7 protein-coding genes are annotated in these 6,126 nt (G+C 70.7%); 6 read left to right on the top strand and 1 reads right to left on the bottom strand.

What is annotated here, in order from left to right; genetic code table 11:
- A partial coding sequence (locus ACWEVN_RS07675) for a LysE family translocator (RefSeq protein WP_452050650.1) occupies positions 1-534 on the bottom strand: 534 nt, incomplete at its 3' end.
- A gap of 71 nt (positions 535-605) precedes the next feature.
- On the opposite strand from ACWEVN_RS07675, the gene ACWEVN_RS07670 reads away from it, so the two are divergent.
- From ACWEVN_RS07670 to ACWEVN_RS07645, 6 genes are all read left to right on the top strand, one after another.
- Positions 606-1,787 (top strand): winged helix DNA-binding domain-containing protein, encoded by a 1,182-nt coding sequence (locus ACWEVN_RS07670; protein WP_452050649.1) that lies wholly within the window; start codon positions 606-608, stop codon positions 1,785-1,787.
- A 421-nt stretch (positions 1,788-2,208) separates the two neighbouring features.
- Positions 2,209-3,213: a type I glyceraldehyde-3-phosphate dehydrogenase gene (gene gap, locus ACWEVN_RS07665; protein WP_091308527.1), complete on the top strand. Its 1,005-nt coding sequence runs from the start codon at positions 2,209-2,211 to the stop codon at positions 3,211-3,213.
- Between the two features lie 5 nt (positions 3,214-3,218).
- Positions 3,219-4,433 carry a phosphoglycerate kinase gene (locus ACWEVN_RS07660; RefSeq protein WP_452050648.1) on the top strand — a complete coding sequence of 405 codons (1,215 nt, stop codon included), beginning with the start codon at positions 3,219-3,221 and terminating at the stop codon, positions 4,431-4,433.
- Entirely contained in the window at positions 4,433-5,218 is a 786-nt protein-coding gene (gene tpiA / locus ACWEVN_RS07655; protein WP_452050647.1) for a triose-phosphate isomerase, read from the top strand. Before ACWEVN_RS07660 ends, tpiA begins: the two co-directional genes overlap by 1 nt.
- 127 nt (positions 5,219-5,345) lie before the next feature.
- On the top strand, positions 5,346-5,576 hold the full coding sequence (gene secG, locus ACWEVN_RS07650) for a preprotein translocase subunit SecG (RefSeq protein ID WP_003071471.1): 231 nt from the start codon (positions 5,346-5,348) through the stop codon (positions 5,574-5,576).
- Between the two features lie 107 nt (positions 5,577-5,683).
- Positions 5,684-6,028, top strand: a complete 345-nt coding sequence (locus ACWEVN_RS07645) for an RNA polymerase-binding protein RbpA (RefSeq protein ID WP_043788280.1) — start codon at positions 5,684-5,686, stop codon at positions 6,026-6,028.
- Positions 6,029-6,126: the final 98 nt, after the last annotated feature.

Here is a 6,126-nt window from a genome sequence, read left to right as displayed (position 1 = left end):
GGCGGTGCCGGCGACCAGCGCCCACGCGCTGTCGGTGGCCAGCGCGATCGCGGGCAGGCACAGGCCGAGGACGAGCATCTGGGCCGGCACCGAACCGGCGGCGGGGTCGACGAACTGCGGCAGCAGCGCCGCCAGGAACACGATCGACTTCGGGTTCGCGAAGCCGACGACGAAGCCGTCGCGCAGCACGGTCAGCACGCGGCCCGGGGTGGCGCGCACCTTCGCGGCCATCGCGTCGGTCAGCTTCCGGCGGTGGCGCACGGCCTGGATTCCCAGGTACACCAGGTAGATCGCGCCGGCGATCTTGATCGCGGTGAACACCGCCGCGGACGTCGTCACCAGCGCGCCGAGGCCGAACGCGACCGCGACGACCTGCGTGTACACGCCCACGGAGTTGCCGGCGACGGTGAGGAGCGCGTCGCGTCGCCCGACGGTGAGCGCGCGGCTGATCGTGAACAGCACGCTCGGGCCGGGGACCACGACCATGAGAAACGTCAGCGCGGCGAAGGCCGCGAAGTGCGTACCGGAGACCATTTCCCGAGGCTATCGCCTGGTCACCGGCACGACCAGGCAGTTTTGTCGGTGCCGGGTGGTAGGAACAGCGGGTGCCTCCGAAGATCAGCACCGACCAGCGCCGGGCCCGCCTCGCCGTCCGGCACCACCTGGCCGCGCCCGCGGCCTCGGTGGCGGACGCCGTCGGCGGGGTCGTCGCGCTGCACGCCACCGACCCGGCGACCGTCCACCTGTCCGCGTCCGCGCGGCTCGCCGCGCCGGCGGTGTCCGCCGTGGAGCGGGCGCTCTACGAAGAGCGTTCGCTGCTGCGGCTGCTGGGCATGCGCCGCACGGTGTTCGTCACGGACCTGGACACGGCGGCGCTGGTGCAGGCGGGCTGCTCGGCGGACATCGTCGTGAAGCAGCGGAAGCTGCTCGAACAGCACCTCGGACAGCAGGGGCACCCGGAGAACGTGCCGGAGCCGGCGGCCTGGCTGAAGGAGGTCGAGGCGTCGGTCGAGGCGGCGCTGCGGGCCCGCGGCTCGGCGACGGCGCAGCAGCTGAGCGAGGACGAGCCGAGGCTGCGCCAGCAGCTGCTGATGGCCGCGGGCAAGCCGTACGAAGCGATCGGCAACGTGACGAGCCGGGTGCTGTTCCTCCTGGCGGCGGGCGGCCGGATCGCGCGCGGCCGTCCCCGCGGCAGCTGGCTGAGCAGCCAGTACGTCTGGCACCCCCTGGATGAGTGGGTGCCGGGAGGCTGGTCGCTGCGGGAGCCGGACGAGGCCCGGGCCGAGCTGGCCCGGCGCTGGCTGCGCGCGTACGGCCCGGCCCCGGTGTCCGACCTGAGGTGGTGGTCGGGCTGGACGGCGGGGCAGACGAAGAAGGCGCTGGCGGCGTTGTCCCCGGCGGAGGTCGACCTCGACGGCGTACCGGGGGTGGCCCTGGCGGACGACCTCGAGCCGGTGCCACCGCCACCGCCGTGGGTGGCGTTCCTGCCGGCGCTCGACCCGACCCCGATGGGCTGGCAGGACCGCGACTGGTTCCTCGGCCCGCACCGCGCGGCCCTGTTCGACCGCAGCGGCAACATCGGCCCGACGGTGTGGGCTTCCGGGAAGGTGGTCGGCGGCTGGGCCCAGCGCGCCTCGGGCGAGGTGGTGTTCCGGCTGCTGGAGGACGTGGGCGAGGAAGCCCGGGCGGCGGTCGAGGCGGAGGCGGAGAAGTGCGCGAAGTGGTTCGGCGAGGCGCGCACGGTGCCGCGGTTCCGCACGCCGCTGGAGCGGGAGCTGACGGCATGAGAGGCGCGTCGGCGGGGTGGTCACCCGGCGGGGCGGCCCCGTCGCTGGATCGGTCGAGTCATCGACCTCACGTGCCGCCTCGCGAATCGCCGCCACACCCCTCGGGAGCTCCCAGGTGGCTGGATCGTTCAAGTATCGAATTTCGGCCCGCGGCTAACCCGCTTGCCGGTCACCATGCACCCGGCGCGATCAGCCGGAACCGGTCCCGGCGCCCGGGCCCCGCACCTCCACTGGTCCGCCGTGGTCCACCCTCGGAACACGCGACGTGGCGCCGCCGCTTCTTAATCGATTCTTGACCCGTTCGCCAAGTGGTGGAAGTCTCGTCAGGGCAGTCAGGGACGCGCATGCCCGCACGCTAGGGTGGCCGCGAGCCCGCAAGTCACGGCCGGAGTGCCGGCCGATCCTCAGAGGAGTGGCAGCAGTGACCGTTCGCGTAGGTGTCAACGGCTTCGGCCGCATCGGCCGCAACTTCTTCCGCGCCGTGCAGGCCAGCGGCCAGGACATCGAGGTCGTCGCCTTCAACGACCTCGGCGACGTCGCCACCATGGCCCACCTGCTGAAGTACGACTCCATCCTGGGCCGGTTCCCGGGTGAGGTCAGCGTCAGCGACGAGGGCATCGTCGTCGACGGCAAGACCATCAAGGCCCTCGCGGAGCGCGACCCGGCCAACCTGCCCTGGGGCGAGCTGAACGTCGACGTCGTCCTCGAGTCGACCGGCTTCTTCACCAACGCCGACGCCGCCAAGGCGCACATCGCCGGCGGGGCCAAGAAGGTCATCATCTCCGCGCCCGCCAAGGGTGAGGACCTGACCATCGTGCTCGGCGTCAACGACGACAAGTACGACGGCTCGCAGGTCATCATCTCGAACGCGTCCTGCACCACCAACTGCCTCGGCCCGCTGGCCAAGGTCCTCAACGACGCCTTCGGCATCGAGCAGGGCCTGATGACCACGGTCCACGCGTACACCCAGGACCAGAACCTGCAGGACGCCCCGCACAAGGACCTGCGCCGCGCCCGCGCCGCCGCCCTGAGTGTCGTCCCGACCTCGACCGGTGCCGCGAAGGCCATCGGCCTGGTCCTGCCGGAGCTGCAGGGCAAGCTGGACGGCTACGCGCTGCGCGTCCCGGTCCCGACCGGCTCGGCCACCGACCTCACCGTGACGCTGTCCAAGGCCGCCACCGTCGAGGAGATCAACGCCGCCTACAAGGCCGCCGCCGAGGGCCCGCTGGCCGGCATCCTGCGCTACTCGGACGACCCGATCGTCTCGGCCGACATCGTCACCGACCCGGCGTCCTGCATCTACGACGCGCCACTGACCAAGGTCATCGGCAACCAGGTCAAGGTCGTCGGCTGGTACGACAACGAGTGGGGCTACTCCAACCGCCTCGCCGACCTGGTCAAGCTCGTCGGTTCGAAGCTGTCCTGACCCCGATGACCGTCAAGAACCTCGACGACCTGCTGGGCGAGGGCGTTCAGGGCCGGTACGTACTCGTGCGGTCCGACCTGAACGTCCCGCTCGACGGGGACCGCATCACCGACGACGGCCGGGTCCGTGCCGCGCTGCCGACGATCAAGAAGCTCGCCGACGCGGGCGCGAAGGTCGTCGTCACCGCGCACCTCGGCCGTCCGAAGGGCGAGCAGGACCCGAAGTACACGCTCGCGCCCGTCGCGAAGCGGCTGTCGGAGCTGCTCGGCGCCGAGGTCGCGCTGGCCGGTGACCTGGTCGGCGAGTCCGCGAAGGCGCTGACCGGCGGCCTGGCCGACGGCGGCGTCGTCCTGCTGGAGAACGTGCGTTTCGACGCGCGCGAGACCAGCAAGGACGCCGTGGACCGCTCCGAGCTGGCCGCCGAGCTGGGCGCGCTCGTCCCGGGCGGCGCGTTCGTCTCCGACGGCTTCGGCGTCGTCCACCGCAAGCAGGCCTCGGTCTACGAGGTCGCGTCGGTGCTGCCGGCGTACGCGGGCGGCCTGGTGCTGGCCGAGCTGGACGTGCTGAAGAAGCTGACCGACGACCTGCAGGGCCCGTACGTGGTCGTGCTCGGCGGCGCGAAGGTGTCCGACAAGCTCGGCGTCATCGCGAACCTGCTGACGAAGGTCGACAGGCTGATCGTCGGCGGCGGCATGGCGTACACGTTCCTCAAGGCCCAGGGCCACGAGGTCGGCCAGTCGCTGCTGCAGGAAGACCAGCTGGAGCAGGTGTCGGGCTTCCTCGCCGAAGCCGAGAAACGCGGCGTCGAACTGGTGCTGCCGGTCGACGTGCTGGCCGCGACCGAGTTCGCCGCCGACGCGGAGCACGAGGTCGTCGACTCGACGGCCATCCCGGCCGACCGCCAGGGCCTCGACATCGGCCCGCGCAGCCGCGAGCTGTTCGCGAGCAAGCTGGCCGACGCCAAGACCGTGTTCTGGAACGGCCCGATGGGCGTGTTCGAGTTCGAGGCGTTCTCGGGCGGCACGCGTGCCGTCGCGGAGGCGCTGGTGAAGAGCGACGCGTTCACCGTGGTCGGCGGCGGCGACTCGGCGGCCGCGGTGCGGCAGCTGGGCCTGCCTGAAGACGGCTTCTCGCACATCTCCACCGGCGGCGGCGCCTCCCTGGAGTACCTCGAAGGCAAGGAACTGCCGGGCGTGGTCGCCCTGGAGGAGAAGAACTAGTGGCACGCAAGCCGTTCATCGCCGGCAACTGGAAGATGAACCAGAACCACCTCGAGGCGATCGCGCTGGTGCAGAAGATCGCCTTCGCGCTGCCGGAGAAGTACTACGCGAAGGTCGACGTGGCGGTGCTGCCGCCGTTCACCGACATCCGCAGCGTGCAGACCCTGGTCGACGGCGACAAGCTGTCGCTGACCTACGGCGCGCAGGACGTCGCGTCGCAGGATTCGGGCGCCTACACCGGCGACATTTCGGGCCCGATGCTGGCCAAGCTGGGCTGCAAGTTCGTCACGGTCGGCCACTCGGAGCGGCGCGAATACCACGCCGAGTCCGACGAGCTGGTCAACAAGAAGGTCAAGGCCGCGCTCAAGCACGGCATCACGCCGATCCTCTGCGTCGGGGAGAAGCTCGAGGTCCGCGAGGCCGGCGAGCACATCCACCACACCACGACGCAGCTGATCGAAGGCCTGAAGGGCCTGAAGGCCGAGCAGGTCAAAGACGTGGTGGTCGCGTACGAGCCGGTTTGGGCGATCGGCACCGGCAAGGTCGCGTCGTCGTCGGACGCCGAAGAGGTCTGCAAGGCGATCCGGGCGACCCTCCAGGAGAAGTACGGCGACGAGGTCGCTTCGTCCGTCCGGGTGCTCTACGGGGGATCGGTCAAATCGGGCAATATCGGCGAGCTGGTGGCCTGCGAGAACATCGACGGTGCCCTGGTCGGCGGAGCGAGCCTCGACGGTGAGGAGTTCACGAAACTCTGCGCACTCGCCGCGGGCGGGCCGCTGCCCTGATCGAGGCCACGACCGGGTAGCCTGTGTATCCGGTCCGTCACACAGCAGTGGACGAGTCCAGGGGTACGGTGGTGGTCGGAAACGACCATGCCGTACCCCTGCATTCTCCTAGAGCCCAGAGGATGACATGAAGCTGTTCCTGCAAATCCTGTTGATCGTCTCCAGCGTCCTGCTGGTGGTCGCCGTGCTGCTGCACCGTGGCCGGGGTGGTGGCCTGTCGTCGCTGTTCGGCGGTGGGATGCAGTCGAGCCTGGCCGGGTCGAGCGTGGCCGAGAAGAACCTCGACCGGATCACCCTGCTGCTGGGCGCGGTCTGGCTGATCAGCATCGTGGGCCTGGGTCTGCTGCTCAAGGTGTGAGGCGTCCGGCGTTCCGCCGCCGGCCGCGACCGGGTCGAGGTGGCGGGGCGCAGCGATTCGGCGTGCCTATTGGGGGGCGCGCCGCCGATTCCTAGGTGTGAGGATTCATGGTTGGCGGTAACGCGATTCGGGGCACCCGGGTGGGTGCCGGTCCTACGGGCGAATCGGAACGGGGAGAGTCGGCGCCGCGCCGCCGCATCTCCTACTGGTGTGCCAACGGGCACGAGGCCCGGCCGTCGTTCGCGCTCGACGCGGAAATCCCGGACGAGTGGGACTGCCCCCGCTGCGGGCTGCCCGGTGGGCAGGACGAGAAGAACCCGCCGGCCGCGCCGCGGACCGAGCCGTACAAAACCCACCTCGCGTACGTGAAGGAGCGGCGCAGCGACGCCGACGGCGAGGCCATCCTGGCGGAGGCGCTCGACCGCCTGCGCAAGCGCCGGGAAATCCTCTAGCGTTCCTGCTGGAAGCCACCCCGAGGGAAGCGGACCCCCTCGAGGTGGCTTTTCGCGCGCTCAACCAGCCCCGCCCCGTGCTCGAAGGGGCATCACGC

It is taken from the genome of Amycolatopsis sp. NPDC003861 (genome assembly GCF_053605405.1).
This window is presented reverse-complemented; position numbering and strand designations above follow the sequence as displayed.